The 26,928-nt window shown below is 69.4% G+C and carries 26 protein-coding genes; 12 read left to right on the top strand and 14 right to left on the bottom strand.

Annotated features, from left to right (window positions below):
- Positions 1-80: 80 nt before the first annotated feature.
- Entirely contained in the window at positions 81-1,448 is a 1,368-nt protein-coding gene (radA, locus tag FQ142_RS03885; RefSeq protein ID WP_149422291.1) for a DNA repair protein RadA, read from the top strand.
- Positions 1,449-1,863: 415 nt separating this feature from the next.
- On the opposite strand, the gene FQ142_RS03880 is transcribed toward radA, so the two are convergent.
- From FQ142_RS03880 to FQ142_RS03865, 4 genes are all read right to left on the bottom strand, one after another.
- Positions 1,864-2,283 carry a dehydrogenase gene (locus FQ142_RS03880; protein ID WP_149422290.1) on the bottom strand — a complete coding sequence of 140 codons (420 nt, stop codon included), beginning with the start codon at positions 2,281-2,283 and terminating at the stop codon, positions 1,864-1,866.
- A 358-nt stretch (positions 2,284-2,641) separates the two neighbouring features.
- Positions 2,642-3,298: a hypothetical protein gene (locus tag FQ142_RS03875; RefSeq protein WP_149422289.1), complete on the bottom strand. Its 657-nt coding sequence runs from the start codon at positions 3,296-3,298 to the stop codon at positions 2,642-2,644.
- A gap of 9 nt (positions 3,299-3,307) precedes the next feature.
- A complete protein-coding gene (locus tag FQ142_RS03870; protein WP_149422288.1) occupies positions 3,308-3,811 on the bottom strand; it encodes an amino-acid N-acetyltransferase in 504 nt (167 codons plus the stop codon).
- A 121-nt stretch (positions 3,812-3,932) separates the two neighbouring features.
- Entirely contained in the window at positions 3,933-6,458 is a 2,526-nt protein-coding gene (locus FQ142_RS03865; RefSeq protein ID WP_056415517.1) for an ATP-dependent Clp protease ATP-binding subunit, read from the bottom strand.
- A 228-nt stretch (positions 6,459-6,686) separates the two neighbouring features.
- Between FQ142_RS03865 and FQ142_RS03860 the strand changes: the two genes are divergently transcribed.
- From FQ142_RS03860 to FQ142_RS03845, 4 genes are read left to right on the top strand one after another with little or no spacing between them, the layout of a single operon-like run.
- Complete coding sequence (locus FQ142_RS03860; RefSeq protein WP_149422287.1) at positions 6,687-7,307, top strand: hypothetical protein; 621 nt, start codon at positions 6,687-6,689, stop codon at positions 7,305-7,307.
- Positions 7,307-7,948, top strand: coding sequence for a hypothetical protein (locus FQ142_RS03855; protein ID WP_149422286.1), 642 nt, complete (start codon positions 7,307-7,309; stop codon positions 7,946-7,948). Before FQ142_RS03860 ends, FQ142_RS03855 begins: the two co-directional genes overlap by 1 nt.
- Positions 7,948-8,724 carry a hypothetical protein gene (locus FQ142_RS03850; protein ID WP_149422285.1) on the top strand — a complete coding sequence of 259 codons (777 nt, stop codon included), beginning with the start codon at positions 7,948-7,950 and terminating at the stop codon, positions 8,722-8,724. Before FQ142_RS03855 ends, FQ142_RS03850 begins: the two co-directional genes overlap by 1 nt.
- Positions 8,721-8,951, top strand: a complete 231-nt coding sequence (locus FQ142_RS03845; protein WP_045253663.1) for a helix-turn-helix domain-containing protein — start codon at positions 8,721-8,723, stop codon at positions 8,949-8,951. Before FQ142_RS03850 ends, FQ142_RS03845 begins: the two co-directional genes overlap by 4 nt.
- Positions 8,952-8,961: 10 nt before the next feature.
- Here FQ142_RS03845 and FQ142_RS03840 read toward each other — a convergent pair whose 3' ends face one another.
- Positions 8,962-9,324, bottom strand: coding sequence for a YbjQ family protein (locus FQ142_RS03840; protein ID WP_149422284.1), 363 nt, complete (start codon positions 9,322-9,324; stop codon positions 8,962-8,964).
- 108 nt (positions 9,325-9,432) lie between these two features.
- Here FQ142_RS03840 and FQ142_RS03835 point away from each other — a divergent pair, with 108 nt between their 5' ends.
- Positions 9,433-9,777 carry a hypothetical protein gene (locus FQ142_RS03835; protein ID WP_149422283.1) on the top strand — a complete coding sequence of 115 codons (345 nt, stop codon included), beginning with the start codon at positions 9,433-9,435 and terminating at the stop codon, positions 9,775-9,777.
- Between the two features lie 140 nt (positions 9,778-9,917).
- Positions 9,918-11,336 carry a dicarboxylate/amino acid:cation symporter gene (locus FQ142_RS03830; RefSeq protein WP_149422282.1) on the top strand — a complete coding sequence of 473 codons (1,419 nt, stop codon included), beginning with the start codon at positions 9,918-9,920 and terminating at the stop codon, positions 11,334-11,336.
- Between the two features lie 87 nt (positions 11,337-11,423).
- Here the strand turns inward: FQ142_RS03830 and FQ142_RS03825 are convergent, their stop codons facing one another.
- Entirely contained in the window at positions 11,424-13,154 is a 1,731-nt protein-coding gene (locus tag FQ142_RS03825; RefSeq protein ID WP_149422281.1) for a cation:proton antiporter, read from the bottom strand.
- Positions 13,155-13,194: 40 nt separating this feature from the next.
- Positions 13,195-13,485 (bottom strand): MerR family transcriptional regulator, encoded by a 291-nt coding sequence (locus FQ142_RS03820; protein ID WP_149422280.1) that lies wholly within the window; start codon positions 13,483-13,485, stop codon positions 13,195-13,197.
- 126 nt (positions 13,486-13,611) lie between these two features.
- On the opposite strand from FQ142_RS03820, the gene FQ142_RS03815 reads away from it, so the two are divergent.
- From FQ142_RS03815 to FQ142_RS03800, 4 genes are all read left to right on the top strand, one after another.
- Positions 13,612-14,034: an Hsp20/alpha crystallin family protein gene (locus tag FQ142_RS03815; RefSeq protein WP_149422279.1), complete on the top strand. Its 423-nt coding sequence runs from the start codon at positions 13,612-13,614 to the stop codon at positions 14,032-14,034.
- A gap of 120 nt (positions 14,035-14,154) precedes the next feature.
- On the top strand, positions 14,155-15,189 hold the full coding sequence (locus tag FQ142_RS03810) for an LLM class flavin-dependent oxidoreductase (protein ID WP_262492045.1): 1,035 nt from the start codon (positions 14,155-14,157) through the stop codon (positions 15,187-15,189).
- Between the two features lie 496 nt (positions 15,190-15,685).
- Positions 15,686-16,606, top strand: coding sequence for an endonuclease domain-containing protein (locus FQ142_RS03805; protein ID WP_149422277.1), 921 nt, complete (start codon positions 15,686-15,688; stop codon positions 16,604-16,606).
- A gap of 499 nt (positions 16,607-17,105) precedes the next feature.
- Entirely contained in the window at positions 17,106-17,312 is a 207-nt protein-coding gene (locus tag FQ142_RS03800) for a methyltransferase (protein ID WP_235564067.1), read from the top strand.
- Positions 17,313-17,372: 60 nt separating this feature from the next.
- Here FQ142_RS03800 and pheA read toward each other — a convergent pair whose 3' ends face one another.
- Positions 17,373-18,323, bottom strand: coding sequence for a prephenate dehydratase (pheA, locus tag FQ142_RS03795; RefSeq protein WP_149422276.1), 951 nt, complete (start codon positions 18,321-18,323; stop codon positions 17,373-17,375).
- Between the two features lie 62 nt (positions 18,324-18,385).
- Here pheA and pgm point away from each other — a divergent pair, with 62 nt between their 5' ends.
- Positions 18,386-20,029 carry a phosphoglucomutase (alpha-D-glucose-1,6-bisphosphate-dependent) gene (gene pgm / locus FQ142_RS03790; protein ID WP_149422275.1) on the top strand — a complete coding sequence of 548 codons (1,644 nt, stop codon included), beginning with the start codon at positions 18,386-18,388 and terminating at the stop codon, positions 20,027-20,029.
- Positions 20,030-20,529: 500 nt separating this feature from the next.
- On the opposite strand, the gene FQ142_RS03785 is transcribed toward pgm, so the two are convergent.
- The 6 genes from FQ142_RS03785 to FQ142_RS03760 form a co-directional block, all read right to left on the bottom strand.
- Positions 20,530-21,630 carry a glycerate kinase gene (locus FQ142_RS03785; RefSeq protein WP_149422274.1) on the bottom strand — a complete coding sequence of 367 codons (1,101 nt, stop codon included), beginning with the start codon at positions 21,628-21,630 and terminating at the stop codon, positions 20,530-20,532.
- Positions 21,627-22,685 (bottom strand): LacI family DNA-binding transcriptional regulator, encoded by a 1,059-nt coding sequence (locus tag FQ142_RS03780; protein ID WP_149422273.1) that lies wholly within the window; start codon positions 22,683-22,685, stop codon positions 21,627-21,629. The genes FQ142_RS03785 and FQ142_RS03780 overlap by 4 nt, the downstream gene beginning before the upstream one ends.
- A gap of 83 nt (positions 22,686-22,768) precedes the next feature.
- On the bottom strand, positions 22,769-23,527 hold the full coding sequence (locus FQ142_RS03775; protein WP_149422272.1) for a sugar phosphate isomerase/epimerase family protein: 759 nt from the start codon (positions 23,525-23,527) through the stop codon (positions 22,769-22,771).
- Positions 23,528-23,562: 35 nt separating this feature from the next.
- A complete protein-coding gene (locus FQ142_RS03770; RefSeq protein ID WP_149422271.1) occupies positions 23,563-24,426 on the bottom strand; it encodes a sugar phosphate isomerase/epimerase family protein in 864 nt (287 codons plus the stop codon).
- A complete protein-coding gene (locus FQ142_RS03765) occupies positions 24,423-25,652 on the bottom strand; it encodes a dihydrodipicolinate synthase family protein (RefSeq protein ID WP_149422270.1) in 1,230 nt (409 codons plus the stop codon). Before FQ142_RS03765 ends, FQ142_RS03770 begins: the two co-directional genes overlap by 4 nt.
- 2 nt (positions 25,653-25,654) lie before the next feature.
- Complete coding sequence (locus FQ142_RS03760; protein WP_149422269.1) at positions 25,655-26,818, bottom strand: Gfo/Idh/MocA family protein; 1,164 nt, start codon at positions 26,816-26,818, stop codon at positions 25,655-25,657.
- Between the last annotated feature and the right edge of the window lie 110 nt (positions 26,819-26,928).

Here is a 26,928-nt window from a genome sequence, read left to right as displayed (position 1 = left end):
GCTGCGCGACGTCGACGGGTTCGGCCGTGAATAATGCCTCGGCTGATAGGGATGTCAGATGCCGGCGATAGCCTGACAGCATGGCCACCCGAAAACCCGCCCCTCCCGCCTACGTCTGCACCGAGTGCGGATGGACGACGGCGAAGTGGGTCGGCCGCTGCGCCGAGTGCCAGCAGTGGGGCACCGTGCAGGAGCAGGGCGCGCAGACCGGCATCCTGAGCCGGATCACTCCCCTCGCCCCGACGGCGGCGAAGGCTGCCCGACCGATCACGCAGATCACGACCGAAGACGCTCCCCGTCGCACGAGCGGGGTGGGCGAGTTCGACCGCGTGCTCGGCGGCGGCATCGTGCCCGGCGCCGCGATCCTGCTCAGCGGCGAGCCCGGCGTGGGCAAGTCGACTCTGCTTCTCGAGGTCGCAGCCAAGGCCGCAGCCTCGGGCCGGCGTGTGCTCTACGCGAGCGCCGAGGAATCCCCCGCCCAGGTGCGGCTGCGCGCCGAGCGCACCGGGGCGCTGCACGACGAGCTGTACCTCGCCAGTGAGACCGACCTCGCGACGATCCTCGGGCACATCGACGAGGTGCAGCCGCAGCTCGTGATCGTCGACTCGGTGCAGACGGTGTCGTCCTCACTCATCGACGGAGCCGCGGGCCAGCCGAGCCAGGTGCGCGAGGTGGCGTCGGCGCTGATCCGCGTGGCGAAAGACCGCGGTCTGCCGATCATCATCGTCGGCCACGTCACGAAAGACGGCCAGGTGGCCGGCCCCCGGGTGCTCGAGCATCTCGTCGACGTCGTGTGTCACTTCGAGGGCGACAGGCAGACGTCGCTGCGGTTCATCCGCGCGCTGAAGAACCGGTTCGGCCCGACCGACGAGGTCGGATGCTTCGAGATGACGGGCGACGGCATCGCCGAGGTCCCCGATCCGTCCGGCCTGTTCCTCTCGCAGGGCGCGACCGAGCCGGGCACGTGCGTGGCGATCTCCCTCGAAGGGCGCCGTGCGCTCCCCGTCGAGGTGCAGGCGCTCACGATCACCACCACCGCTCCGAATCCGCGACGCGTCGTGCACGGTCTCGACTCCTCACGGGTGGCGATGGTGCTGGCGATCCTCGAGCGGCGCGCGGGGATCAAGACCAGCACGCTCGATGTGTACGTGTCGACGGTCGGCGGCGTGCGATTCACGGAGCCGGCCGCAGATCTCGCCATCGCCATCGCCGTCGCCGGGTCGATCCAGCAGATCTCCGTGCCGCGCACGGTCGCCGCAGTCGGCGAACTCAGCCTCGCGGGCGAGATCCGCCCCGTGACCCAATCGGCTCAGCGTCGCTCCGAGGCCGCGCGACTCGGCTACGAGCAGGTCGTCGACGATCGGTCGAAGACGCTGCGCGCCGCGCTCAATGACGTCAGGGCTCGCAACACCAACCGGCGCAGCGAGGCAGACATCCCGCCCTTCTGACCCGCCGGCGACCCGCCCTTCTGACGCGTCCTTCCGCGCCCGGCCTGCGGGGCACAGACCCCACGTGCAGAACTGACCCCGCACAGACCCCACGTGCGGAACTGACCCCGCCCAGCGTGCCCTGCCCTGCCCCACTCCACGCCCCGCGAATCAGCCGGGGCCACTTCTGCATCGCCCCGCCAGCCGGGGCCACTTTCGCACCCGAAACTCCCGCATCCGGTGCCGAACTGACCCCGCACCTGACGGCAGGTGCGAAAGTGACCCCGCACAGACTCCCGGTGCGGAACTGACCCCGCACGGACCGCACGCGCGAAAGCGCCAACGCACCTGACGGGCGAGGCGCCGACCGCGCGCACCTGCGACAGACGCGGGCGGGCACACACGCGCTACAGGGCCCGCAGCAGTGCGCCCGGGATCAGGCCTCGAGAGCTTTGAGGATCTCGTCGGGCGAGGCCTGCATCGGATGCGGCCCCGCGATGTCGAGGAACACGGTCGTGATCGGGTGCGTGCCGAGGAACGCTCGCAGCCAGTCCGCCGTGTAGATGCCCACGCCTGGCGGCAGATTGTCGGGCTTGTTCCGGGCGTCGCTGAACAGGAGCAGCGCCAGATCGCCGGAGTTCGGATCCCTATACGTCCACACCTCGCCGCTGTCGAGCGGATTGTCTCGCGCCCCCGGCTTCACCAGGGGTACGACCGTGACCCCGTGACGCAGTGCCAGGGCGACAGCGGCGACGTCCTGCTTCTCCAGTGCCTGCGCGAGCGCCTCCGACCGGAAATCCTCGGGTGCGGGCTTCTTCTTCGCCGACTTCGCGGACTTCGCCTTCTTCGCTGCCATGCATCCAGCATATTCAGCCGGCGCGGACATCGCGGCGGCACGGCGCCGACCTCGCGGCGGTACGGCGCCGACATCGCGGCGGCATCACGCTCGCACCGCGAAGGGCAAGAAGTGGGGCCCTCTCGAGTCATCCATTGGGGACTGGGGTACTCGGGAGGGCCCTCGGACCCTCGGGCGGCATGTCGAAGCGCTGGGGACGCTGAGCTCGACGCCATTGGGGATGGCATGCGCCGCAAGTCTGCGAGGGTCACCCCAATGGTATCCCAAATATCGGACAGTGTCAGCCCGAAACTGAGTGCAGGTCGGTATTCGAGACCTTCGGCCATTGCCGCATTCGACCAGCGACGCGCCTGACCGCTCAGTAGAGCAGGATCTGAGCGGTGCTCGCGCCCTTGAAGCCGCCGATCTCGACCGACACATGGTACGAGGCTCCACCTCCGGGAGCGCGCGGACGGTTCTCGTCCGCGCAGGTCTCGACGCTCGACCGGGTGCGATCCCAGGTCACCGGCACCTTGCTCGTCACGGTGGCGCCCGCGGCGAGGGTGGCGATCATGCTGCTCGGATTCTCCTGGCAGTCGGTCGATGTCCACCACACGTCGGAGCCGCTCGACACGGTGAACCGCTGCGTCGTAGACCCGACGTCGATCGCGCAGTCCGTCGAGCCGCGGTTCGTCAGCGAGATCGACAGCTGCGGCAGGACACCGGCCGGGTAGGACTCGGCATCCGTGACGGCGGCGACCTCGACATCGCCCGCCTCGCACGCGACGAGCCCCGGCGATTCCTCCGCCGACGGCTCGGGTGCGGGAGACTCCGACGGGGTCGCGTCCGGCGAGGCCGACGGCGGCGCGCTGGAGGTCGCCGACGAGGTCGGCGCCGGCCCGGCATCCGTCGCACTCGCCCAGGGACGAGCGACCAGAGCCCACACGGCGGCGGCGATCACCGCCAGGAGCAGGATCACCGCGACAAGGGTCACCAGACGCCGACGACGGTAGACGGCGGCGGACTGACGGGGCATGATCCCAGGTTAGTTGAGGGCCTTGAGCATCCTGGTGTTGCCGAGCGTATTCGGCTTGACGTGGGCGAGGTCGAGGAACTCCTCGACTCCCGCATCCCCGCTGCGCAGCAGCTGCGAGTACACATCGGAGTCGACGACCTGCTCGCCGATGGGCGTGTAACCACGACGGCCGAAGAAGTCGACCTCGAACGTGAGGCAGAACAGCCGGCTGAGACCGAGCACCCGCGCCTGGTCTTCGAGACGCCCCACGATGGCTCCGCCGACGCCGTGGTGCAGCCAGTCCTCTCGGACGAGCAGAGTGCGCACCTCGCCGAGGTCCTCCCAGAACACGTGCAGTGCACCGCACCCGATGAGTTCCCCGTCGGCTTCGGCCACGACGAACTCCTGCACCGCGCCGTAGAGGACGGCGAGATCCTTGCCGAGGAGGATCCGCTGCTCGACCATCGGCTGCAGCAGGTTGCGGATGCCGACGATGTCCGCGCTGCGCGCCGGACGGACGATGTACTCACTCACGTCGTCAAGCCTAGAACCCGCCACCCCCGAGACCCTGAGTCCGCGCGGAGCGCCGAGAACCCCCGGACACGCAGAAGGGGCGGATGCAGCTCGCATCCGCCCCTTCTGATTCAGACCGGGATCACTCCCCGCTGGCGACCGCCAGGTCGGGGGTGGCCGAGATCTCTCCACCGGTGTTCACGCCGACAGCGACCTTCTCGCCACGGGGACCGTGCTCGAACAGGAACTCGCCGTCCTTCGCATCGACCTTCACGTGGTCGCCGGGGTTGAGCTCGCCGTGCAGGATCTTCTCCGACAGGCGGTCCTCGACCTCGTGCTGCATCGCGCGACGCAGCGGGCGGGCACCGAGTGCCGGATCGAACCCGATCTCGATGAGACGCTCCTTGGCCGTCTGCGAGAGCTCGATCGTCATGTCGCGGTCGAGCAGACGCTCTCCGAGCCGCTTCGTGAACAGATCGACGATCTGCACGAGCTCGCTCTTCGACAGCTGCGGGAACACGATGATGTCGTCGACACGGTTGAGGAACTCGGGCTTGAAGTTGCGCTTGAGCTCCTCGTTGACCTTGCCCTTCATCCGCTCGTAGCTGGTCGAGTTGACGCCCTCGATCTGGAAGCCGACCGGACCGCCCGCGATGTCACGAGCACCGAGGTTGGTGGTCATGATGATGACGGTGTTCTTGAAGTCGATCATGCGTCCCTGACCGTCGGTCAGACGACCCTCTTCGAGGATCTGCAGGAGCGAATTGAAGATGTCCGGGTGGGCCTTCTCGATCTCGTCGAACAGCACCACGCTGAACGGCTTGCGACGCACCTTCTCGGTGAGCTGGCCGCCCTCTTCGAATCCGACGAACCCGGGAGGGGCGCCGAACAGACGGGAGACGGTGTGCTTCTCACCGAACTCGCTCATGTCGAGCGAGATGAGAGCGGCCTCGTCGTCGAACAGGAACTCGGCGAGCGCCTTGGCGAGCTCGGTCTTTCCGACACCCGTGGGGCCGGCGAAGATGAACGAGCCCGAGGGACGCTTCGGGTCCTTGAGGCCGGCGCGCTGACGACGGATGGTCTTGGAGAGTGCCGCGATGGCCTCCTCCTGACCGATGACGCGCTGGTGCAGCGCCTTCTCCATGAAGACGAGTCGCGAGGACTCCTCTTCCGTCAGCTTGAAGACCGGGATGCCGGTGGCCTGTGCGAGCACCTCGGCGATCAGACCCTCGTCGACGACCGCAGCGGTCGCGACGTCGCCCGAGCGCCACTGCTTCTCGAGGCGGAGCCGCTCCGCGAGGAGGCTCTTCTCCTCGTCGCGCAGCGATGCGGCCTTCTCGAAGTCCTGGTCCTCGGAGGCGACTTCCTTCTGCTCGCGGACCTTGGCGATCTTCTCGTCGAACTCGCGCAGCTCCGGCGGCGACGACAGGATCGACAGTCGCAGGCGGGCGCCCGCCTCGTCGATCAGGTCGATGGCCTTGTCGGGCAGGAACCGGTCCGACACGTAACGGTCGGCGAGGTTCGAGGCCGCGACGATGGCGCCGTCGGTGATCTGCACCTTGTGGTGCGCCTCGTACCGGTCGCGCAGTCCCTTGAGGATGTTGATCGTGTGAGGGAGGCTCGGCTCGTTCACCTGGATCGACTGGAAGCGGCGCTCGAGAGCGGCATCCTTCTCGAAGTGCTTGCGGTACTCGTCGAGCGTGGTGGCACCGATGGTCTGGAGCTCTCCACGGGCGAGCAGCGGTTTGAGGATGCTCGCCGCGTCGATCGCGCCTTCGGCGGCACCCGCACCCACGAGGGTGTGGATCTCGTCGATGAAGACGATGATGTCGCCGCGCGTGCGGATCTCCTTGGTGACCTTCTTGAGGCGCTCCTCGAAGTCACCGCGGTAGCGGGATCCGGCGATGAGCGAGCCGAGGTCGAGCGAGTAGAGCTGCTTGTCCTTCAGCGTCTCGGGCACATCGCCCTTGACGATCGCCTGAGCGAGGCCCTCGACGACGGCGGTCTTGCCGACGCCGGGCTCGCCGATCAGGACGGGGTTGTTCTTGGAGCGACGAGACAGGATCTGCATGACCCGCTCGATCTCCTTCTCGCGCCCGATCACCGGGTCGAGCTTGTTGTCGCGCGCGGCCTGCGTGAGGTTGCGGCCGAACTGGTCGAGCACCTGCGAGCCGCCCTGGGCGCTCGGGGTGTCGTTCGACTGCGCACCGACGGCCGCGGGCTCGCGTCCTGGTGCTCCGGAGAGGAGCTGGATGACCTGCTGGCGGACCTTGTTGAGGTCGGCGCCGAGCTTGACCAGGACCTGGGCTGCGACACCCTCGCCCTCGCGGATGAGACCGAGCAGGATGTGCTCGGTGCCGATGTAGTTGTGACCGAGCTGCAGAGCCTCGCGGAGGCTGAGCTCGAGCACCTTCTTGGCGCGCGGCGTGAACGGGATGTGACCGGTGGGCTGCTGCTGGCCCTGTCCGATGATGTCCTGAACCTGCTCGCGGACGGCGTCAAGGGAGATGCCGAGGCTTTCGAGTGCCTTGGCTGCGACACCCTCACCCTCGTGGATGAGGCCGAGCAGGATGTGCTCGGTGCCGATGTAGTTGTGGTTGAGCATCTTCGCCTCTTCTTGGGCGAGGACGACCACTCGACGGGCTCGGTCCGTGAATCTCTCGAACATGCTGTGACTCCTTATTCGCACTGGGGCGAAGCGAGGATCCCTCGACGGTCTCCGCGCCTGTACATCGAGAGTAACCACCGTGCGGAGGCAGTATGCCCGTGTTCGCCGTCGGCATAGCGGCGTGACGGCCCCTCGCAGCGCCGCGGATGCGGGCGGGGTTGACGCACATATCGACAGTCGATATGTTAACGATTATCGGTAATAACGATCAACGATAAGGAGTGGATGATGACCTCGACGAAGAACCGCACGATCTCCCTCGGCGACAGGGGGGCGCTGATCGGCTTCTGCATCGCCGGCGTCGCGATCGCCGCCTACATCACCGTGTTCTCGATCATCCGGATCATCGAACTCGCCCGCGGCGTCGACGTCCCCGTGCTCGTCGAGTTCATCGGCTCGAAGACCCCGGTCGACCTGCCGCTCAGCACCGGCGACAGCATCGCGGTCGGCCTCGACAGCGCCGTCATCACGGCGCCTGAGCTGCCGATGATCGCGATCGTGCCCGGCATCATCGCGCAGATCGCCCAGATCCTGACGATCGTCATCGTGATCGGATGCCTGATCCTGCTCGCCCGGAGCGTGCTCACCGGCCGCGTCTTCAGCGGTCGCAACACCGTCCTCGTCGCGACGGCCGGAGTCACCGGGCTCTTCGGCTTCGCCGCGGTGCGCTTCTTCGACAACATGCTGGCCAACGCGACCGTCGCCCGCATCACCGGCAACGGTGTCGAGAACGCCGTGATCAGCGTCGAGCCCTTCACGTTCGTGCTCGCGGCGTTCGTCTTCGCACTCACCAGCACGGTCTTCGTGATCGGCGACCGCCTGCAGCGCGACACGGAAGGCCTCGTCTGATGAGCGGGCTCGCGACGACTCCCACCAGGTCGCAGAGCGCCGACGCGATCACCGTCATCCTCTTCGGCGCCGCCGCCGTGATCGTCACGGCGATCAGCACGGTCCTCCGCGTCCTCTCGACCTTCCGAGACCAGGGCATCGCCTGGTCGATCCCCATCGATGAGCAGCCGATCGACGCCACGGTCGACTCCGGGGCGGTCTCCGTGCAGGGGATCGCGCAGCACGCGATGGTGTTCGCGACCGGGGTGGATGCCGTGTCGACGGCGGCGATCATCGGCTCGCTGGCGCTCTGGGCGATCGCTCCGCTGATCGTCATCGTCGGGATCATGGTCGTCGCCGGGAACTTCCTCCGCGGACGCTTCTTCGTGCGCTCGAACGCTCGGGCCTTCGACACGATCGGATGGACTCTGGTGCTCGCGCCGATGCTGATCGTGATGCTCGAGAACGTCGGCCTCAACGGAGTGTCGGCGGCCGTGGGCCTGGAGGGCGGCGGACCCGTGCACCCGATCGAGTTCTGGTCGATCGTGCCGATCTTCGCGACCGGTGTCGCCGTGGGTCTCATCGCCGCGGCGTTCCGCCAGGGCATCCGCCTGCAGAAGACGAACACCGCGCTCGCGAACGACACGAAGGGACTCGTCTGATGTTCACGTTCGGATCGGAGACACTCGACTCATCCCTCGCGAACATGGGCATCGCGCTCGGAGTGTTCGCCGCGATCATCGGCCTGATCGTGCTCGTCGGCCGACTGCGTGGCAGCAAAACCATCGCGCTCGACGCCACTCTCGCGATCACGGGACTGTGGATCGTCCTCTCAGCCGTCAGCCTCGTCATCTTCGTCGTCAAGGCCTTCACGGTGAACTGGGCCGAGCTGGGCGGCACCTCCCTCGTCTCCGTGCCCTGGCCCACCGACCTCCCGTGCTCCGACGAAGAGAACGGCACGTCCGCGATGCTCCGGTGCGGATCAGAGTCGCTCTCGGACTTCACGGTCGCCAACGCCTCACTCGGACTCCGACTGCTCGCGGCAGCGGCGCAGATCAGCGGGTTGGCGCTCGCGACGACCCCCATCGTGATGCTGTGGCTCATCTGCGTCAACACCGTGCGGGGCCGCGGATTCTCCCGCACGATCACCCGGGCGCTCACGGGCGGCGCGATCGCCGTGCTGGTGTTCGGGATCGCCTCGGACCTGCTCCAGGGCATCGCCGCGACGACGGCGCTGCGCGAGGTCTTCGCGCCCGACGACTACGCGTGGTATCCGTCGGTCTACCAGCTGACGGTGACGCCGCTGCCGTTCGCGGGAGCGCTCATGCTCGCGGCCTTGGCCGCGGTGTTCCGCCACGGGCTGCGCCTGCAGCAGGAACGCGACGCCCTGCAGCGCGAGAACGAGATGCTCGCCGACGACAACCGGGGCCTCGTATGAGCCCGGCGGAGAACGACGACGAGCTCACCGGCATCCACTGCCGACTCGACGAGCTGCTCGCGGAACGCGGCATGACGCTCACCGAGCTGAGCACCCGCGTGGGCGTCAGCATCGTCAACCTGTCGGTGCTGAAGAACGACAGGGCGCGGGCGATCCGCTACTCCACGCTTCGGGCGATCTGCGACGCGCTCGCCTGCGAGGTCGGCGACCTGCTGGTGCTCGCCTAGCCGGCCGGCGTCAGGCCTGCTGCGGCTGCGGCGGCTGCGGCGCGGAAGCCGCCGGCGCGAGGGGCTCGACCACGACGGCGGTGCCGTACGCGCAGATCTCGGTGAAGTTGGCGATCGATCCCGCGTCGAACCGCATCGCGACGATCGCGTTGCCACCCCGCTGCAGGGACTGATCCCACATCCGCTGCATCACCACCTGGCGGGCCTCGTGCATGACCTGCGTGTACTCGGGGATCTCGCCGCCGCCGAGCGAGCGGAATCCGGCGGTGAACCCCTGACCGAAGTCGGTCGAGCGCACGGTCAGACCCATCACCTCACCCAGCACCTGGGTGATGCGGTAGCCCGGCACGTCGTTGGTCGTCACGATGAACATGAGGCCATCGTGGCAGAGCGAGGGCGCCGGGCACAGCACGAGAGGGTGGGGACTCCTCCCCATGCAACCCCCACTATGAATTCCCTGTGGGCCGCTAGCGTCGTGACCATGACCCTCAACGACCGCACCCAGCGCACTTCTTCCCGCATCCTCATGGCCCTGCCCATCGCGGCCCTCGCCTTCTCGCTCGCCGCCTGCGGTGGCGCCTCGCGCCCCTCTGCCGATGACGTCGCCGATGGCATCCAGCAGGTGTACGAAGACCAGGGCCTCGGCGATGTCGTGACCGACGACGTCGCCCAGTGCTTCGCCGAGAAGCTCGTCGACTCCGACCTCAGCAATGAGACCCTCGGCTACATCGCGAACGGTGAGGACAAGCAGGCGAACGAGAAGGAGAAGGATCTGACCACGAAGATCCTCCGGGACAACGTGGAGGAGTGCGGCTTCACCCAGTGAGGTCGGTCGGCTGACGAAGGATGACGGATGCCGCGGCATCCGTCATCCTTCGTCATGTCGGCCTCGGAATTCGCACGCCCTCATAGCGTTGAGCGTTATAGCGTGCACACGGCGCGCACCGATCCTGGAGTCCCCACCCCATGAGCACCACCGCCCGCCCCACGAAGGCGCCAGACACCCGAGGTCCCGTCCGGAAGCTGCTGACGTCGTTCGGCTTCCAGATCCTCGCCGCCCTCGTCCTCGGCATCGCCGCAGGCCTGATCGCCCGCCAGCTCGGCGCCACGGCCGACAGCCCGAACGGCCTGTCCGCCACCCTCGACACGATCGGCAGCTCCTACGTCACGCTGCTGCGCGCCGCCGTCGTACCGCTGATCTTCACCGCGATCGTGGCCAGCATCTCGAACCTGCGTCGGGTGCAGAACGCCGCTCGCCTCGCGGGCCAGACCCTGCTGTGGTTCGCGATCACCGCGTTCATCGCCGTGATCATCGGCATCACGCTCGGCCTCGTGCTGCAGCCCGGTTCGCGTGCCGGCGAGGGCCTCGAGCCCAGCGACCCATACACGGTGGGCACCTGGTGGAACTTCCTGCTGGGTCTGATCCCGCAGAACTTCCTCGGTCTCAGCGTGAGCACCAACCCCGGCGCCACCGACGGCACGTTCAGCTCGAGCGTGAACTTCAACATCCTGCAGGTCATCGTCGTCGCCGTCGCGGTCGGCATCGCCGCGCTCAAGGCGGGCAAGAAGGCCGAGCCCTTCCTCGCCTTCACCGAGTCGCTGCTCAAGGTCATCCAGCGCGTGCTGTGGTGGATCATCCGCATCGCCCCGATCGGCACGTTCGGACTCATCGGCGCCGCGGTCGTCAAGTACGGCTGGGAGAAGCTCGCGGCCCTCGGCTGGTTCGCGATCGCGGTCTACATCGGCCTCGCACTCGTGCTGTTCGTCGTCTACCCGGTGCTCGTCAAGACGCACGGGCTGTCGATCAGGCAGTACTTCTCGGGCGTGTGGCCCGCCGTGCAGCTCGGCTTCGTCAGCCGCTCCTCGATCGGCACACTGCCCCTGACCGAGCGCGTGACCGAGCGCAACCTCGGCGTGCCCCGCTCGTACGCCTCGTTCGCCGTGCCGTTCGGCGCGACCACGAAGATGGACGGATGCGCGGCGATCTACCCGGCCATCGCCGCGATCTTCGTCGCGCAGTTCTTCGGCATCGAGCTGAACTTCGTGCAGTACCTGCTGATCGTGCTGGTCTCGGTCGTCGGCTCCGCAGCCACGGCAGGCACCACCGGGGCGACCGTCATGCTCACCCTCACGCTGTCGACCCTCGGGCTTCCTCTCGAAGGTGTCGGCCTGCTGCTCGCGATCGACCCGATCCTCGACATGGGCCGCACCGCGGTCAACGTCGCCGGCCAGGCGCTCGTCCCCGCGATCGTGGCCAAGCGCGAGGGCATCCTCGACGAGGAGCTCTACAACGCGCCCCGCGAGGGACTGCCGTTCGCTGACGACTCGGACGACGACGAGGCGGATGCCGCGGCATCCGAGAACGCGCCCGTCGGCACTCGCTGACCCGCACCGCTCGCCGGCCCGCACCACGGCACCGACCGGACGCCTCGCCCACCTCGGGCGGGGCGTTCGTGCATGCGGCGACCTGCGCTACGCGCGACCCTGCTGACGCGTGGCACCACGGGTGTCGAGCGCGAGCTCCTCAGCGTCCATCGCGGTCATCAGCTCGCGCATGACCTCTTCGTCGAGGTTGCCGGCATCGCGTTCGGACAGCAGGATGTCGCGGCGCACCTGCAACCACCCCCGAGACAGGGCGACGAGGTCGTCGTACGAGGGCCGCGCCGCCGCATCCTCGACCTCCTGCGCCTCATCGGTGTCCTTCTCGACCCGGGTCATGCGCTTGGTGAAGGCGTCGAACACGCTGAGGTCCACCGCGCCGTACTTGGCCTCCCACTCGACGCGCTTCTCGGCGAGGAACGCCATCCCCGCCTCGCGGCTCTTGGCCCTGATGTCGGCGATCGCCCTCTCGTCGTCCTCGTCCTCGACATCGCTGGCGATGCCGAGCCCGCGGATCAGCAGCGGCAGCGTGAGGCCCTGCAGCAGCAGGGTGCCGACCGTCACGATGAAGGCGACGACGACGATCGCGTGCGACGGCTCGGTGTCGAGGGCCGCGAGATCGGCCGCGGCGAGCGCGGTCGCGAGCGTGACCACGCCACGCATCCCCGCCCACGAGATCACCGCATTGTCCTTCCACGTCAGCTGGAGCCCCGCCATGCGATCGCGCACGATCTGGGACCGCAGCTCTTCGGGGGTGTACTGCTTCCAGCGTTTCGACTCACGGCGACGCGCTTCGAAGGCGCCCGAGGCGACGGAGCGATCCCAACGTTCCAGCCGGCGCCGGTCCTGCCGGTTCGCCCACAGGTTCGCCGGGTAGACGTACAGGGGTCGCATGACGAGGACGACCAGCAGCACGGCGCCCGACAGCAGCAGGATGCGGCCCACCTCCTCGCCACCGAGGTCGCTGAGCACCCGGGGGAACTGCAGACCGATGTACGCGAAGACGAAGCTCTCGAGCAGCAGGTCCGCCGACAGCCACAACGGCTTCTCCTGCTGGCGGGTCGTGTAGTCGGTACGGGGAGAGTTGTATCCGACGTAGAGGCCCATCGCGACCACCGCGAGCACACCCGAACCCAGCAGGTGCTCGGCGATCGCGTAGGCGCCGAAGGGGGCGAGCAGCCCGAACGTGCCGATCACGACGGCGTCATTGATGCGCATGCGCAGCTGGTGCAGCACGATGCCGAACACGAGACCGATCGCGACGCCGACCCCGACGGCCATCAGGAACTGGCCGATGCCGTCGACGATGCCCACCGTGGCGCCGGCGATGATCGCCGCGAACACCCGGTACAGGGTCAGCGAGGTCGCGTCGTTGATCAGGCTCTCACCCGACAGCACCGTCATGATGCGACGCGGAAGCCCGAGCTTGCGGCCGATCGCGGCCGCCGAGACGGCATCGGGCGGAGCCACGATCGCCCCGAGCAGCAGGGCGCCCGGCAGGGTGAGCGAGGGCAGGATCCACCACGCGACGAGTCCCACGGCGACCGAGGTGAGCAGCACGAGCGTGATCCCGAGTCGGCGGATCTGGGGCAGGCTGCGCTTGAAGCCGACGAACGAGACGTCGAGCGCCGCCGAGTACAGCAGCGGCGGCAGCACGAGGTTCAGCAGCAGGTGCCCGTCGATCTCGACATCGGGCACGAACGGCAGGAAGGATGCCGCGAGCGCGACCACCGTCACGAGCAGCGGCGCCGGCCACCCTCGCCATCGGGCGATGGCCGCCACGATGACAGCACCGACCAGCACGTAGAAGATCTCCGCATCCATGCCCTCACGCTACTGGGCGGATCGTCGGTGCACGCATCCCTCAGTCGGTCGACGCCGCATCGCCCAACGCCGCGCGTAGGCCGACGTTCTCGTCCTGCAGTGCGAGGACGCGGGCGATGCCGACGATGTTGATGCCGTCGTCGCGCAGTTCCGCTGCACGACGCAGACGATCGATGTCGTCCTCGCTGTACCGCCTGGTTCCCCCCTCGCTGCGGGCCGGCGTCAGCAGCCCCCTGCTCTCGAACAGGCGCAGGGTTGCCTCGGGGAGGTCCACGAGCTGCGCGGCGACGGCGATGCCGTACAGGGGCGTGCGGGGGTCGCGGCGGATCATGCGTCGAGATCCCTTCGATCGACTTGCGGTGTTCTGAGATTTGTTCTATAAAAAATCTACACCAACTGATGCAGATTATCTGCATCACCCATCCGCCCTCCTGGGCCGCTCGAAAGGAGAAACCTCATGGCACTGACCTTCGATCCCTTCAGCCAGCTCGATCGCTTCGCCGCGAGCGTGCTGGACTCCGGTCGCGCTCCCCGGCTGATGCCGGTGGACCTCTATCGCGACGGCGACCGCTACATCCTGCACGCCGATCTGCCGGGCGTCGATCCCGGGTCGATCGACGTCGACCTCGACGGGGGCCAGCTCACGATCCGCGCCCAGCGCACAGCCGACACCCGCGACGGCGCGCGCTGGCTCGCCCGCGAACGCGGTGCCGGGTCGTTCCTGCGTCAGTTCACCCTCGGCGACGGCGTCGACCTCGACGGCATCAGCGCCTCGTATGAGAGCGGTGTGCTGTCGGTGATCATCCCGGTGAGCGAACGAGCGAAGCCGCGCAAGATCACCGTGGAATCGGCGGAGCGCCCTCAGGCCATCGACGCCTGAGCGCGCGCGTGGGGCGGGCGTCGCGACCCGCCCCACGCGTCGCCTCCCTCTCACGCGTCACCGTTCCGCATCCGTTCCGCCGTCGGGAATGCGCCGCTGTCGCCCGGCGTTGAGACCGGGGTGACTGCTCTCTCCGTTCTCGACCTCGTCCCGGTGCGTACCGGGCAGACCAGCGCCGAGGCCATCACGGCCTCCCTGTCCCTCGCGGCCGTCGCCGACCGACTCGGCTATCGCCGCTTCTGGTTCGCGGAGCACCACAACATGCCCGCCGTGGCATCCACCACTCCCCCGGTGCTGATCGCGGCTGCGGCGATGCGCACGTCGAAGATCCGTCTCGGGTCCGGCGGCGTCATGCTGCCCAATCATGCGCCGCTCATCGTGGCCGAGCAGTTCGCCGCGCTCGAGGCCATCGCCCCCGGACGCATCGACCTCGGCCTGGGTCGCGCACCCGGCAGCGACCCCGTGATCACCCAGCTGCTGCGCGGATCGGGCACCACCAGCGACGTCGAGCAGTTCCCCCGCCATGTGCAGGACATCGGCGCCCTCGTGTCGGGCGACGGCGCGTCGCTGCGTTTCACCTCCGGCGGCGAATACACCGTGCGGGCCACCCCGGCTGCGACCGGCGCCCCCGTGGTGTGGCTGCTCGGATCGAGCGACTACTCGGCCCAGCTCGCCGCGTCGCACGGACTGCCCTACGTGTTCGCGAACCACTTCTCGGGGCAGGGTCTCGAGCGAGCCCTCGATCTCTACCGCACCGGCTACCAGCCGAGCGAGGAGCACCCCGAGCCGCAGACGTTCCTCACCGTGAACGCCGTGGCCTCGCCCACGCAGGAAGAGGCCGAGGCCCGCGCCCTGCCGCAGCTGCGCATGATGGCGAGGCTGCGCCTGAACAAGCCGCTGGTCGCGCTCGAGACCGTCGAAGAGGCACTGGCCGCCGAGACGGATGCCGCGACCGACCAGGTCGTCGAGGCTGCGCGTTCGCGGTGGTTCGTCGGCACCGGTGACTCGGTCGCCGCCGAGGTGCGAGAGTTCGCCACGAAGCACGGCGTCGACGAGGTCATGCTGTCGCCGGTCGCCGGGGCGTACGAGTCCGAGCCGCGCGACAGCGCCGCCGGTCGCGCTCAGACACTCGAGCTCATCGCCGCCGCGGCGTAGGGCTCGGCCGGTCCGGTACGCCTGCCCGGACCGGAGCGGTCCGTGCGGCCTAGGGCTCGTCCGGTCGGGAGGGCCCGTCCGGCGTCCGTCCGGCGGGCCCGTCCGGCGTCCTCCCGTCCGACGTTCTCCCGTCCGACGTTCTCGCGTCCGACGTTCTCGCGTCCGACGTTCTCGCGGAGCGCCTGCACGGCGTCCGGCCGGACGTCCGCCCGCATCCAGGCGGGGTCAATTTCGCACCCGAAACGTCGCTTGGGGATGCGGAAGTGACCCCGCACCGATCACCGGGTGCAGAAGTGACCCCGCACCGATCGCTGGATGCAGAAGTGGCCCCGCGCCGGCAGCCGGATGCGGAAATGACCCCGCACCCCACCGGCCCCGAAGCGATCGACTCACGACCTGCCCGCGGATGCTGTCCACAGGCGCGACTTATTCACATTCCCCGGAAATCCGGCGACGAGGATGCCCGAGCGCTGCGTCAAGTGTCCATGCTGGTCGGATGCGCCATCGGATACTCCTGCCCGACGAACTCGCCCGCCATTTCACCGTGCGGCAGGCTGCGGCCTCAGGTGTAGGCCGTGGTCGCCTGGCCGCACGTGATCTCGACCGTCCGTTCCGCGGGGTCCGGTCGATCACGACGGCGGAGACGGCGCTCGAGCGCGTGGCCGCGCTCGCACCGCGGCTTCGACGCGGTCAGCTCATCGGCGGGGAGACGGCGATGCGGGTGTGGGGGTATCCGCATCCCGGCAAGTGGAGCATCGATGCACCGATCACCGTGGTCGTGGCGACCGGTTCGGCCCGCGTCCGCAGCCACGGCGTCACCGGCCTACGCCTGGCAGAGGGACGCGCGGATCCCTGGCGGATCGGCGAGATCCCGCTCGTCGATCCGGTCACGGCGCTGTTCATGTGCGCGGGGACGCTGACCGACGATCAGGTGGTCATCGCGCTCGACGCCATTATCACCACGGCGGACAACTACCCCGGGCTGCGGGTGGGGCGTCCGACGCTCACCACGGCCGACATCGAGCAGCGTCTGCAGGCCTGGGTCCGCTTTCCCGGTTCCCGACGAATCCGAGATGCGCTGTCCCGCACACGTGATGGAGTGGAATCGCCGAAGGAGACCGAGACGCGGCTGGCCCTCGTCACGGGCGGTCTTCCCGAACCCGTCGTACAGCACGAGATCCACGAGAACGGCGTGCTCATCGCGCGAAGCGATCTCGCCTATCCCGACCTCAGGATCGCGATCGAGTACGAGGGCGATGGCCACCGCACCAGCCGCGACCAGTGGCGGCGCGATATTCAGCGACAGCGAGAACTCGAGGGTCTCGGATGGATCGTCATCCGAGTGACCCAGCTCGACCTCGCCGACACACGGCCGCTGCTGGAGCGCATCCGGCACGCGATGGCATCCCGCCGCTGACTCCCGCCTTCTCCTCCCTCGCGTCCTCGCCCCGGCCCGCCGCGGCCCGTCGCCCTCCGACTCTTCGAGCGGGGCCACTTCCGCATCCGGCTGTCTGTGCGGGGCCACTTCCGCACCCCCAAGCGCCCTTTCCGATGCGAAACCGACCCCGCGCAGATCGCGATGCGAAACTGACCCGCCGACCCACCGGCTACCCGACTACCCGGCTACCCGACTACCCGGCTACCCGACTACCCGAGCCTCCGCTTCCGCACCCTCTCCGAGTAGGGCCACTTCCGCATCCGGCTGTCTGTGCGGGGCCACTTCCGCACCCCCAAGCGCCATTTCCGATGCGAAAGTGACCCCGCGCAGATCGCGATGCGAAATCGACCCCGCGCAGATCGCGGATCGTGACGCGAACCCGAACCGACACGGGCGGAGGTGAGCGCGACACGTCCCGCGGGGCTGGTATTCCGATGCCCCGAGGCGTAGCGTCAGCCTCAACGGAAGGGGTTCGATGATGAGCACCAAGACCCTGGCACTCTGGGTGGCCTACGGCACGAACGGCGTGGTCGGCAGCGTCCGCCACGACGACGAGGGCTACACGGTCGTGATGGCGGGATCCGACGCCGCATCCGGCGTGTACCCGACCCTCGAGTCGGCGAAGGGCGCGCTGCACGCGCGGATGCGGCCGGGCAGCGCCTGGCCGAGGTTCCAAGAGCACTGACGGCCGCGCGACCGCGGCGACGCGAGGCGGACGCGCAGCGACGCGAGGCGGCCGCGAGGCTCAGGTGTCGGGCTCGCCCGAGAGGATCCCCCGCAGCCAGTCGCGCGCCTCGACGAAGATCTCGTCGGAGTACCGCTCCGGGTACTGCACGATCTGACGATCGGCACGCGGGTACGACCCGAGGAACACCACGCGCGGGCTGAAACGACGGATGCCGAGCAGCGCGTCGGCCATGCGCTCGTGCTCGATGTGCCCGTCGGCATCGATCACGAACCGGTAGCGGCCGAGTTCGTCCCCGATCGGGCGTGACTGGATCAGCGACAGGTTGATGCCGCGCGTCGAGAACTGCTCGAGCATCTCGAGCAGCGACCCGGGGTGGTCGTTCGGGAGCTCGACGATGAGCGAGGTCTTGTCGGCGCCGGTCGGCGCGGGAGCCGTGGTGGTGCGGGTCACGAGCACGAAGCGTGTGACGGCCTGCGCGTTGTCGCCGATCCCCTCCGCCAGGACGTCGACGTCGAGGTGCTTCACGACGCCGGGTGCGGCGATGGCCGCCTGCACCGGGAGGCTCCCGTCGAGCATCCCGATCGCCGAGGCGACGTTGCTCGCGGCGGGCACATGGGAATGGGTCGGCAGGTGAGCGCCGAGCCAGCCATGGCACTGCGCATAGGCCACGGGGTGTGCGGCGATGACCTGCACGTCTGACAGCACGGTGCCGCGCGGGGCGACCAGCACGAAGTTCACCGGCACCAGGTATTCCCCGATGATCCGCAGACCCGGCATGGTGGCCAGAGCATCCTGCGTGGTCGAGACACCGCCCTCGATCGAGTTCTCGATCGCGATCATCGCCGCGTCGCTGCGTCCCTCGAGCACATCCGCCAGCGCCTCGCCCACGTTGTGCACGGCACGCCGGTCCTGACCGCGTGCCTCGGCGACCTGATCGAGTGCCGCTTCGGTGAACGTTCCAGCGGGGCCGAGATAGCTGTAGGTGCGGCGTGCAGTCACGCGTTTCACCTTAGGGCACCCGCAGACGCCCAGAAGATGCGCGCAGACCCGGATGGGGGCAGACTGTCTGCATGACGAGCCGTGCCGGCCTCCCCGCGGAGGAAACTGACCTCATCGATGTCGACGAACTGATCGCCGCCTATTACGATCGCATCCCCGACCCCGGCGTCGCCGCCGAGAGGGTCGCGTTCGGCACGAGCGGCCACCGCGGCTCGTCGCTCACGGGCAGCTTCAATGAGAACCACATCCTCGCGACGACGCAGGCGATCGTCGACTACCGCGCAGGTCAGGGCATCACCGGCCCCCTGTTCCTCGGTCGCGACACCCACGCCCTCTCGCTGCCCGCCGAGCGCAGCGCCATCGAAGTGCTGGTCGCGAACGGGGTCGACGTCCGCGTGGACTCCCGCGACGCCTGGGTCCCGACCCCTGCGCTCAGCCACGCCATCCTCACTTTCAATCGCGACCTTCCCGCGGATGCCGCCGGCCGTGCCGACGGCATCGTCGTGACCCCCTCCCACAACCCCCCGCGCGACGGCGGCTTCAAGTACAACCCGCCGCACGGCGGACCGGCCGACACCGACGCGACCGGGTGGATCGCCGACCGCGCCAACGAGCTGATCGCCGGCGGACTGGTCGATGTGAAGCGCGAGCGCTTCGCCGACGTCGACTGGGATGCGATTCCGGGCTACGACTTCCGCGACGCCTACGTGCGCGACCTCGCGACGATCATCGACATGGATGCCATTCGCAACGCCGGCGTGCGCATCGGCGCCGACCCCCTCGGCGGCGCGTCCGTGGAGTACTGGGCGCTCATCAAGGAGGTGTACGACCTCGACCTCACCGTCGTGAACCCCGAGGTCGACCCCACCTGGCGTTTCATGACGCTGGACTGGGACGAGAAGATCCGCATGGATCCGTCCTCCCCCTCGGCCATGGCCTCGCTCGTCGCCAAGAAGGGCGACTTCGACGTGCTGACCGGCAACGACGCCGACGCCGACCGCCACGGCATCGTCACCCCCGACGCCGGGCTGATGAACCCCAACCACTACCTGGCCGTCGCGATCGACTACTTGTTCTCGCACCGCTCCGAGTGGCCCCGCGACGCCGCGATCGGCAAGACCCTCGTGTCGTCGATGATCATCGACCGGGTGGCCGAGTCGCTCGGTCGGCGCCTGCTCGAGGTCCCCGTGGGCTTCAAGTGGTTCGTTCCCGGACTGCTCGACGGGTCGGTGGCGTTCGGCGGCGAGGAGTCGGCCGGTGCGTCGTTCCTGCGGTTCGACGGCTCCGTGTGGTCGACCGACAAGGACGGCATCCTGCTGTGCCTGCTCGCCGCGGAGATCATCGCCGTCACGGGCAAGACGCCGTCGGAGCGGTACGCCGAACTCGAGCAGGCCTTCGGATCCTCGGCCTATCAGCGGGTCGACGCTCCGGCGACGCCCGCGCAGAAGGCGACGCTGGGCAAGCTGGCCCCGGATGCCGTCACGGCGACGACCCTCGCCGGCGAGGACATCACGGCCAAGCTCTCGCACGCACCGGGCAACGGCGCCGCGATCGGCGGGCTGAAGGTGCAGACCGAGCACGCCTGGTTCGCCGCTCGCCCGTCGGGCACCGAAGACGTCTACAAGCTGTACGCCGAGAGCCTGCGCGGACCCGAGCACCTCGCAGAGGTGCAGGCCGAGGCCCGCGCCGTGGTGTCGGCCGCTCTCGGAGGCTGAGTCCCGCACTCGTCCCGCCGCCTCTGCCCCCGCACGTCACCACGTGCGGGGGCAGAGTGCTTCCGGGGGCGGGAACAAGTTCCTGTGCGGGCGGGCGGGCGTGCGTGCGGCGTGGGTGCGCGTTCCCCACGGGTGCGTGCGGCGCGGGCGTTCCCGCTCACCACGGGTGCGGGGTCACTTTCGCACCGGAGTCGGTCGATTCCCGTGCGAAAGTGACCCCGCCCGGCACCCCCGGTGCGAAAGTGGCCCCGCCCGGCATCCGCGATGCGCAGGTGGCCCCGCCTGGTGGGCGGGGCCAACGCCGGGCCGAAACGCTCCTGCACAGCTCGCCGGCGGGGTCGAACTCCACGCGGGGTCAAAAACACACCCCGATAGGCCGATCCCGGTGCGAAAGTGACCCCGCCCGGCATCCGGGGTGCGAAAGTGACCCCGCACGGCATCCGCGATGCGCAGGCGACCCCGCCTGGTGGGCGGATGCGCCCGGATGCGGATGCGCCGGATCAGAGCGAGCGGGCGAGCACGGCGCCAGCCTCGCGCAACCACCGCGCAGGTTCGGCGAGCGCGGCGGCGGATGACCCCGCGAGGTCGGTCAACGATGCGGATGCCGCGAAGACACCCGCGTCGGCGTCGGCGGTGATGCGTCCGGCAGCGAGCAGGGGCGCCGCCCCGGCCTCGGTCGCGATGCCCGCGATGAACGAGGGCACCTTGCCGTCGCCGGACTGCCCGTCGTACGACCCTTCCCCTGTGATGACCACGTCGGCGTCGGCGATGGCATCCGCCAGTCCGATCAGCTCAGCCACCGCGGCCGCACCGGGAGCGAGGGTCGCCCCCCACACGACGAGTGCTCCCCCGGTTCCGCCGGCCGCACCCGTGCCTGCGAGCTGCGGGTCGAGGCCGAGCAGGGTCGCGAGGCGCGCGAGCGCGGCATCCACTCCGGCGATGTCGTCAGCGGCGAGCCCCTTCTGCGGGCCGAACACGGCCGCGGCTCCGCGATCGCCGATGAACGGGTTGGTGACGTCGGTGAGCACCCGCACCTCGGGTGCGGCGCGCAGCCCCGACAGATCGACGGAGGCGATGTCGGAGAGTCCCCTCGCGCCGCGGGCGACCGGGATCCCTCCCTCGTCGAGGAATCGGGCGCCGAGGGCCGTCAGCATCCCGGTGCCCCCGTCTGTCGACGCGCTGGACCCGATGCCGACCACCAGGCGCGAGACGCCATGATCGAGGGCGGCGACGATCGCCTGCCCGAAACCGGTGGTGTCGGCGTCCCAGGGCCGCAGTTCCTCGAGCAGCTCGATCCCCGAGGTCGAGGCGAGATCGACGACGGCGGTGCCGCCGGGCGTCTCGCCGGTGGGCGGCAACAGCAGCCAGCCCGTATCGACGACGTGGCCCGTGGGTCCGTCGACCGCGACCGGCATCCTCCGAGCGCCCGGCACGGCAGCCGCGAACGCCGCCACGGTGCCTTCGCCCCCGTCGGCCATCGGCCGGTGCACGAACGTCGCGGAGGGATCGACCGACGCCCACCCCTTGGCGAGGGATGCCGCAGCATCCGCCGCCGTGATCGTGCCCTTGAAGCTGTCGGGCGCGAGGACCACTCGGGTCATCGGGTGGGGCCGGGGGTGCTCGCGCGCACGGTGACCTCGAGCGGCAGCGGCGCCTGCTCCCAGTCGGCGTCGACCGTCGCGCGGAAGGCCTGGTATCCGACCTCGCTGAGCGGCACGCGCACGGTCGTCAGCGCCGGGCTCACGTCGCTGCTGGAGGGCACGTCGTCGAAACCGCACACCGCGATGTCGGAGCCGATCTCGCGTCCTGCGTCGCGGATCGCCGCCATCGCGCCGATAGCGACGACGTCGCTCATGCCGAACACGAGGGTGCCAGGCTCGACGCCCTGCTCGAGGGCGTCGGACATCGCGCGGGCTCCCGACTCCCGTCGGAAGTCGCCCCGGAGCACGCGGTCGATGCTCCCGCCGCCCGACTCGAAGCCGGCGCGGAAGCCGGCGAGACGCTCATCGGAGGTCAGCACTCCCTCGGCGGCGCCGATCGCGATCGCCGAACGGTAGCCGAGTGACGCCATGCGCCGGCCGAGGGCTGCGGCGCCCGCGCGGTTGTCGATCTCGACGTGGCGGTTCTCGGCGCTGCCCGCTCCGAAGGTCACGACGCGTCCGCCGAAGCGCGCATACTCGGCGAGCTCACGGGCGGTGTCGGAATCGGTCGGCTCATCGGTGCGGGAGGCGGCGAGGATCAGTCCCTGGGGCCGCTGTCCGCGCAAGGCACGCACGATGCGCGCCTCGCGGGCCGGGTCGCGTTCGGTGATCGCGATCGTCACCACCAGTCCCTGCTCGTCGGCGCCGCGCGCGACTCCTGCGGCGATCAGACCGAAGTACGGGTCGGCGATGTCGGCCACGAGCAGGGCGATCACCGGCGAGCTGCCGCGGGCGGTCGCCTGCGCCGAGGCGTTGGCGGTGTATCCGAGTTCGGCGGCTGCCTGCTCCACACGCTCGCGGAAGGACTCCGCGACCTTGCGCTCCGACCCGTTGAGGACGCGGGATGCCGTCGCGAGCGAGACTCCCGCCTCGCGTGCCACATCGTGCAGGGTCGGCGCCGCCCCTCGGGAGTGGCGCGGCTGACGCGCGCGGGAAGGGCTTTCCTGCTGACTCATGCCCTGAGCATACTGCGGGGCGGGCTCCGCACCGGGGAGCGGACCGGTATCCCGCACCCGCGTGATCGCGGCGATGTCGGCCATCAGTTCGAGAGGTAGGAGCGCAGGGCCGCCGCCTCGCCGGGCAGCAGCGCGGGGTCGTCGTTCGGCACGAACTCGAGCAACGCCTCGCGGGGCGGCCTCGGGGCGGAGAGCGCCTCGGTGAAGAAGCGCGTCCAGAGGGCGTCCCGCGCCCGCAGCGGACGTCGTTCCTGCGCGGGCCACCACGAGAACACGTGCGCCGCGCTGGTGTGCGCGGCGACCATCCGATACTCGGCGAGCACATCGTCAACACTCGCCGCGACCGTCGGCTGCCAGTACGTGCTGAGCGCGGGACTGGCCACCTCGGCGAGCAGGCGCAACGTCGTCGGCGCCGTGTCGGCGAGAGTGCCGGAGTGGAACTCCAGCGCCAGGTCGATCCCGCGTGCGGCCGACTCCGCCGTCGCGTCGCGCAGGCGCGAGACGACATCCGCCCAATGCCCCGGTGACGCCTCCGCCGACCCGAGCTCGCCGGCCCAGACCCGCACCCGATCGACGCCGAGCGCCGCCGCGGTGTCGAGGATCGGCGTGAGCGGTTCGTCTGCGCCCGCCCGGAAGTACGATCCGTACGAGCACGATGTCAACCCGGCATCCGTCGTCATCTGCGCCACGGCGGCGGCGCGCTCGACATCGCCCGGGGCGACGTGCACGTCGGCGCCCCACTCGATGATCTCGAGGCTCGCCTGCGCCGCGAGCTCGATCACCCGTTCTGCGGGCAGCGACCGGAAGGTCACCGAGCAGAGTCCCGGCCGAATCCTCGTCATGTGTTCATCCTCGAGCGGCGCCGCGAACGACTCCGTCACCGGAGGTGGGGTGAGACCGCGGCGGCGAAGGCGGCGGCCGTGCGCCGCACGACGTTGTCGGGAGCATCCGCCCAGATGTCGGCGTGGAAGATCTCGACCTCGATGTCGCGGTCGTATCCGGTCTCGATCACCGCACGAGTGAGCGAGCCGAAGTCGATCACGCCGTCGCCCGGGTAGTGGCGAGACAGCAGCACATCGGCGGCGAGCGGGGTCTTCCAGTCGCACACCTGGTAGGTCGCGATGCGGCCCTCGCGGCCGGCGCGTGCGATCTGCTCGAGCACCTGCGGATCCCACCAGATGTGGAAGGTATCGACCGCCGCGCCCACGACATCGGCATCGAAGTCGGCGGCGACGTCGAGCGCCTGACCGAGGGTCGAGACGACCGCGCGGTCGGACGCATACATCGGATGCAGCGGCTCGATCGCGAGCGTCACGCCCGCCGCCTCCGCATCGGGGGCGAGCGCGCCGATCGCGTCGCGGACCCGCTCGCGTGCGCCGATGAGGTCGCGGGAGCCCGCAGGCAGTCCGCCCGCCACCAGGACCAGCACGGCTGTCGATCCGTCGGCACCGGCGGCGGCGAGGGTCGCGGTCTCCTCGATCGCACGGCGGTTGTCGTCGAGTGCGGCGACGCGCTCCGGCCCCTCGGGGAGGGTGAAGAACCCGCCGCGGCAGTGCGTCGTGAACCGCAGACCCGAGTCTGCGAGCATGCGCGCGGCGACGTCGAGTCCGACCTCGTTCACGGGCTCGCGCCACAGACCGATCGCCTGGACACCGGCATCCGCGGTCACCCGCAGTGCGGTCGCGAGGTCGGCGTGCTTGATCGTGGCCTGGTTGATCGACAGGCGAGGATCGACGGTCACCGCGCCACGCTCCCGGTGTCGACGCCGTTCAGGCGCAGCATCCCGTGCCAGCGCTCGCGTGCGAGTTCGGGATTCTCCAACGCCAGCGAGGCGTTCGCGAGCTCGACGATGCGGCTCAGGTGCGGCAGGCTCCGTGCGGAATGCAGGCCGCCGACCATCTGGAACGCCGGCTGGTGCCCGTTGAGCCACGCGAGGAACGCGACGCCCGTCTTGTAGTAGAAGGTCGGGGCCGCGAACACCTGACGGCTCAGTTCTTCGGTCGGCCCGAGGATCTCGAGGTAGCGTGCCGGGTCTCCGGCATCCAGCGCCTGGATCGCGGCGGACGCCACCGGGGTGATCGCCGCGAACGCACCGAGAAGCGCGTCGGAGTGCCCCTCGCCCTGCCCCACGGTGTCGCCGCCGATCAGCCCGACGTAGTTGAAGTCGTCACCCGTGAACATGCGCACGCCCCGCGTCGAGTCCTGAGAGTGCAGACGCTCGCGCACCGAGATCTCGGACTCGGCGTTCAGCAGGCTCATCTTCACGCCTGCGACCTTGCCGGGATTCTCGGCGATGATGTCGAGAAGCACAGCGGATGCCGCCTGCCAGTCGTCTGGGGCTCCGCCTGCACTGGGCGAAGCCGAGGTGAAGTAGCCGGCGAGCTCGGGGTCGAAAGCCGGGCCCAGCCAGTGCAGCACGACCGGCACGGTGGCCGACTCCAGCACCGCCCGGTAGACGCGACGGTAGTCGTCGGCGTTCTCTGCGACGCGGGCGAGGTGGCGTGAGGCCATCAGCACGGGGCCGGCCCCCTGCTCCTCGGTGAAGTGCAGCTGTGCGGTGTAGGCGTCGATGACCTGGTCGAGCGAGATGTGCGACTCGGCGATGTGGTCGGTGTTGACGCCGACCACGGCCGAGCCGCCCTCCTCCCTGGCGACCTCGGCGCTGCGAGCGATCAGCTCTCGGGTCGCCGCGGCGTCCAGCCCCATGTTCCGCTGCGCGGTGTCCATGGCGTCTGCGACGCCGAGGCCCCAGGAGTACACGTTGCGACGGAATGCGAGGGTCGAATCCCAGTCGATGTCGGCGGGCCGGCCGGGGGTGTTGTCGGCATGCACCTTCGGCACGACGTGGGCTGCGGCGTAGGCCACACGACTCTGCAGGGGGGCAGCGGGTCGTGTGTACCCGCCGCCCTCGTGCAGCTCGGCATCCGTCACCGCACCCGCGGCGTCGAGGAGTCGGAGAGTGCTCATGATCAGCCCAGCGTGAGCGGCAAGAGAGCGATCTTGCGACCCTCGGCGCTGGAGGTCAGGCCCGCTTCGGCGAACTGCACGCCCCGCGCGCCCGAGAGCAGGTCGAACGGGTAGGTCGTGCCCTCGACGAACGAGACGAGGTACTCCTCCCACTGCTGACGGAAGCCGTTGAGGAACACGTCGTTGGTCGGGACGTCCTGCCAGTCGGCGTCGTAGTCGTGGGAGTCCTCGAGGTCGGGGTTCCACACCGGCTTCGGCGTCGCGTTGCGGGGCTGGATCTTGGCGCCGAACAGGCCGACCACGGCAGACCCGTGGGTGCCGTCGACCTGGAACTCGACCAGCTCGTCGCGGTTGACGCGCACGGTCCAGCTGGAGTTGATCTCGGCGACGATGCCGCCCTCGATCTCGAAGATGCCGTACGCGGCATCTTCGGCGGTGGCGGTGTAGTGCTCCCCGTTCTCGTCCCAGCGGTCAGCGATGTGCACCGCGGCCTGGGCGTACACGCTCGTGACCTCGCCGAAGAGGTTCTCGAGCACGTAGTTCCAGTGCGGGAACATGTCGACGATGATGCCGCCGCCGTCTTCGGTGCGATAGTTCCAGCTCGGGCGCTGCGCGGGCTGCCAGTCGCCCTCGAAGACCCAGTAGCCGAACTCGCCGCGGACCGACAGGATGCGGCCGAAGAAGCCGGAGTCGATGAGGCGCTTGAGCTTCTGCAGACCCGGAAGATAGAGCTTGTCGTGCACGACACCGGTCTTGACGCCGGCGGCATCCGCGAGGCGCGCGAGCTCGAGAGCCTCCTCCAGCGACTCCGCCGTGGGCTTCTCGGTGTAGATCGCCTTGCCTGCCGCGATCGCCTTGCGCAGCGCCGACGCGCGCGCCTTGGTCACGAGGAAGTCGGCGTAGATCTCCCACTTCGGATCGGCCAGCGCTGCGTCGAGGTCGGTCGTGTAGTCCTCGATGCCGTGCTTCGCGGCGAGCTCGGCGAGCTTCGCCTCGTTGCGGCCGACGAGGATCGGCTTCACCGTGATGCGGGATCCGTCGGGCAGCTCGATGCCGCCCCCGTCACGGATCGCGAGGATCGACCGCACCAGGTGCTGCCGGTAGCCCATGCGCCCGGAGACGCCGTTCATGATGATCCCGATCTCGCGGGTCGTCGCCTGTGACATTGCTGATCCGTTCTCTCTATCTCCGTCGCCCGCGTCCTCCGCATGGAGGCCGCGCGGGTAAGCGCTTTCCGACAGCATGCCATGCTGAGCGGCCGGACGCAAGGACCGGT

This window comes from Microbacterium sp. ANT_H45B (genome assembly GCF_008369345.1).
GTDB lineage: Bacteria > Actinomycetota > Actinomycetes > Actinomycetales > Microbacteriaceae > Microbacterium.
The sequence above is the reverse complement of the archived record's forward strand: the minus strand, read 5'-3'. Positions and strand labels throughout refer to the sequence as shown.

Bases quoted from the DNA above. Each gene is read 5' to 3' on its own strand.
- radA (WP_149422291.1), top strand. From the start codon at position 81: ATGGCCACCCGAAAACCCGCCCCTCCCGCCTACGTCTGCACCGAGTGC.
- FQ142_RS03880 (WP_149422290.1), bottom strand. From the start codon at position 2,283: ATGGCAGCGAAGAAGGCGAAGTCCGCGAAGTCGGCGAAGAAGAAGCCC.
- FQ142_RS03875 (WP_149422289.1), bottom strand. From the start codon at position 3,298: ATGCCCCGTCAGTCCGCCGCCGTCTACCGTCGTCGGCGTCTGGTGACC.
- FQ142_RS03865 (WP_056415517.1), bottom strand. From the start codon at position 6,458: ATGTTCGAGAGATTCACGGACCGAGCCCGTCGAGTGGTCGTCCTCGCC.
- FQ142_RS03860 (WP_149422287.1), top strand. From the start codon at position 6,687: ATGACCTCGACGAAGAACCGCACGATCTCCCTCGGCGACAGGGGGGCG.
- FQ142_RS03855 (WP_149422286.1), top strand. From the start codon at position 7,307: ATGAGCGGGCTCGCGACGACTCCCACCAGGTCGCAGAGCGCCGACGCG.
- FQ142_RS03850 (WP_149422285.1), top strand. From the start codon at position 7,948: ATGTTCACGTTCGGATCGGAGACACTCGACTCATCCCTCGCGAACATG.
- FQ142_RS03845 (WP_045253663.1), top strand. From the start codon at position 8,721: ATGAGCCCGGCGGAGAACGACGACGAGCTCACCGGCATCCACTGCCGA.
- FQ142_RS03840 (WP_149422284.1), bottom strand. From the start codon at position 9,324: ATGTTCATCGTGACGACCAACGACGTGCCGGGCTACCGCATCACCCAG.
- FQ142_RS03835 (WP_149422283.1), top strand. From the start codon at position 9,433: ATGACCCTCAACGACCGCACCCAGCGCACTTCTTCCCGCATCCTCATG.
- FQ142_RS03830 (WP_149422282.1), top strand. From the start codon at position 9,918: ATGAGCACCACCGCCCGCCCCACGAAGGCGCCAGACACCCGAGGTCCC.
- FQ142_RS03825 (WP_149422281.1), bottom strand. From the start codon at position 13,154: ATGGATGCGGAGATCTTCTACGTGCTGGTCGGTGCTGTCATCGTGGCG.
- FQ142_RS03820 (WP_149422280.1), bottom strand. From the start codon at position 13,485: ATGATCCGCCGCGACCCCCGCACGCCCCTGTACGGCATCGCCGTCGCC.
- FQ142_RS03815 (WP_149422279.1), top strand. From the start codon at position 13,612: ATGGCACTGACCTTCGATCCCTTCAGCCAGCTCGATCGCTTCGCCGCG.
- FQ142_RS03805 (WP_149422277.1), top strand. From the start codon at position 15,686: ATGCGCCATCGGATACTCCTGCCCGACGAACTCGCCCGCCATTTCACC.
- FQ142_RS03800 (WP_235564067.1), top strand. From the start codon at position 17,106: ATGAGCACCAAGACCCTGGCACTCTGGGTGGCCTACGGCACGAACGGC.
- pgm (WP_149422275.1), top strand. From the start codon at position 18,386: ATGACGAGCCGTGCCGGCCTCCCCGCGGAGGAAACTGACCTCATCGAT.
- FQ142_RS03785 (WP_149422274.1), bottom strand. From the start codon at position 21,630: ATGACCCGAGTGGTCCTCGCGCCCGACAGCTTCAAGGGCACGATCACG.
- FQ142_RS03780 (WP_149422273.1), bottom strand. From the start codon at position 22,685: ATGAGTCAGCAGGAAAGCCCTTCCCGCGCGCGTCAGCCGCGCCACTCC.
- FQ142_RS03775 (WP_149422272.1), bottom strand. From the start codon at position 23,527: ATGACGAGGATTCGGCCGGGACTCTGCTCGGTGACCTTCCGGTCGCTG.
- FQ142_RS03765 (WP_149422270.1), bottom strand. From the start codon at position 25,652: ATGAGCACTCTCCGACTCCTCGACGCCGCGGGTGCGGTGACGGATGCC.
- FQ142_RS03760 (WP_149422269.1), bottom strand. From the start codon at position 26,818: ATGTCACAGGCGACGACCCGCGAGATCGGGATCATCATGAACGGCGTC.